The organism is Bradyrhizobium sp., assembly GCF_030693485.1.
Taxonomy (GTDB): Bacteria; Pseudomonadota; Alphaproteobacteria; order Rhizobiales; family Xanthobacteraceae; genus Bradyrhizobium.
In genome coordinates this window covers 1-2,589 of the sequence record NZ_JAUYAN010000341.1, presented here as the reverse complement: position 1 = coordinate 2,589, position 2,589 = coordinate 1, and the positions used below count along the sequence as shown (strand labels likewise).

Below are 2,589 nucleotides of genomic sequence, written 5' to 3'. Positions count from 1 at the left end.
GAACTCCATGATCGCCGGCCAAGCGCCCACGATCAGCGAGATAATGATGCCGCCGAGGATGAGCAAAACCGAGATCGCGCAGGCGCGGGTGATCCAGTAGAATGTGACGTCGCCGAATTTGAAGGCGCTGAGCGCCTTGGCACGATCATATGGGCCGGCGGATTCCATCGCATCGCTCTGAACGGCCATGTCTGCCACGCCAATCCCCTGTACTTATACTGTTTTCGCGATCTGTCACGTACCTTGAATCGGTAGCGCGCAATGGTGCGTCGCGTCACCGATCCGGGATCTTGTTTGGGCCGGCTCCGCGGAGCAGCGGGAAGGCTGCACCGCGGCCGGGACAGGCAGGAAAGATCAGCTCTTGATGTCGGCCGACCAGGTCTTCTCGATCTGCTTGACTACGCTCTCGGGCATCGGGATGTAATCGAGTTCCTCCGCCATCTTGTCGCCCTTCTCGAAAGCCCATTTGAAGAACTTGATGGCTTCCTTGGCGGCTGCCTTGTCGGCGGGGTCCTTGTGCATCAGGATGAAAGTCGCGCCGGTGATCGGCCAGGAGGCTTCGCCGACCTGGTCGGTCAGAATCACGAAATAGTTCTTGGAACCCGCCCAGTCGGCGTTGGCAGCCGCGGCCTGGAACGACGCCATCGTCGGCTGTACGGTCTTGCCGGCCTTGTTGATAACGGCGCCGTAGGTCAGCTTGTTCTGCTTGGCGTAGGCGTATTCGACGTAGCCGATCGAGTTCTTGGTCTGGCCGACATTGCCGGCAACGCCTTCGTTGCCCTTGGCGCCAACGCCGGTCGGCCATTCGACCGCGGTGCCGGAGCCTGCCTTGGCTTTCCATTCGGCATTGGTCTTCGACAGATAATCGGTCCACAGGAACGTGGTGCCGGAGCCATCCGAACGGCGCACCACGGTGATGGCGTCGGTGGGCAGCTTCAGTTTCGGATTGAGCTTGGCAATCGCCGGGTCATTCCAAGTCTTGACCTTGCCGAGATAGATGTCACCGAGCAATTCACCGGTGAATACCATTTCGCCCGGCTTGATGCCTTCGAGGTTCATGACCGGGACCAGGGCGCCCATCGCCTGCGGCCACTGGATCATGCCTTCCTTTTCGAGCTGCTCAGGCTTGAGCGGCATGTCGGTGGCTCCGAAGGTCACGGTCTTGGCCATGATCTGTTTGATGCCGGCGCCGGAACCGATCGACTGATAGTTCAGACCGTTGCCGGTCTCTTTCTTGTAGGCGTCGGCCCACTTCGAATAGAGCGGGAATGGGAAGGTCGCGCCCGCGCCGGTGATGTCGGCAGCGAATGCCGACGTCGATGCGGCCACCAGGCCGGCAGCGACGATAGCTTTCATGAAATTCATGGTTGTCTCCATCTGGTGAACGAAGCGCCCAGACGGCGCCCGACTGCGCTCACGCCGTCCGTTTAGGGGCGGTACACGGAGCTTTTACGAAGGTTTCGTGACGGTTGGATGACACAGTCAAGCGATTGAAATTGCTTGGATTTGTATCGCTTCCGAAGGCTTGGCCTGGGGAAAAGCCGCGGTGAAGGTCGCGCCCTGTTTGGGCACGCTTTCGATCAACAGCCGGCCGCGATGGCGGTTAAGAATATGTTTCACCAGCGATAGTCCGAGGCCGGTGCCGCCCTGGGCGCGGCTGTCGCCGACATCGACCCGGTAGAACCGTTCGGTCAGCCGCGGCAGATGCTCGGGCGCGATGCCGGGGCCGAAATCGCGCACCATGACCCGGACTTCCGCGGCGCCTTCGCCCGACAGCGCCTGACTGAGCGAAACCACCACCTTGCCGCCGGACGCGCCATATTTCAGCGCGTTCTCGATCAGGTTCTCGAACAGCCGCAGCAATTCCTCGCGGTCGCCCGCAATCGTCACCGGCGTATCCGGTAGCTCGATGTCGATGGTGACCTTGCGCTCGCGCGCCAGCAGCTCCAGCCCGTCCGCGACCTGGCGGATGATGGAGACGAGATCCACCAGCGTGTCGGGGCGAACATGGGCGGACAGTTCGACCCGCGACAGCGACAACAGGTCGTCGATCAGCCGCGCCATCCGCTTCGCCTGGTTGTGCATGATGCCGAGAAAGCGCTCGCGCGCCTTGGCGTCGTCCTTGGCCGGCCCCTGCAGCGTATCGATGAAGCCCGACAGCGCGGCCAGCGGGGTGCGCAGCTCATGGCTTGCATTGGCGACGAAATCGGCGCGCATTTCCTCGACCCGGCGCAGCGGCGTCTGATCGTGGAACGTCATCAGCATGCATTTGTCGGCGCCGCCGAACAAAGTCGGCACCGGCACCGGCGTGATGATCAACTCCATCCAGCGATCGACCGGCACGTGATCCAGATAGGTGGCGCGCCGGCTTTCCGAGGTCGCGATGGCTTCGCGCAGCGCGGTGATGATCTCGGGCGAGCGCAGCGCGAATTGTGCCAGCTCGTTCTTGCGCAGGGCCGGCGCGAGCTGCGCCGCCGCCGCGTTGAGATGGAGGACGCGGCCGGCGCGGTCGAGCAGCACGGCGGGATCCGGCATGCCGGCGACCACGGCGGCGACCGCCGCGGCCTCGACCGGATTGACCGCGCGGAC

2 protein-coding genes and 1 pseudogene are annotated in these 2,589 nt (G+C 63.1%); all 3 read right to left on the bottom strand.

Annotation, left to right across the window (positions count from 1 at the left end):
- Window positions 1-198, bottom strand: a pseudogene (gene pstC / locus Q8N40_RS25325) (phosphate ABC transporter permease PstC); the annotation flags it as partial.
- A gap of 156 nt (window positions 199-354) precedes the next feature.
- Entirely contained in the window at window positions 355-1,365 is a 1,011-nt protein-coding gene (pstS, locus tag Q8N40_RS25320; protein WP_305713753.1) for a phosphate ABC transporter substrate-binding protein PstS, read from the bottom strand.
- Between the two features lie 117 nt (window positions 1,366-1,482).
- On the bottom strand, window positions 1,483-2,589 hold a 1,107-nt coding region (locus Q8N40_RS25315; protein ID WP_305713752.1), incomplete at its 5' end, for an ATP-binding protein.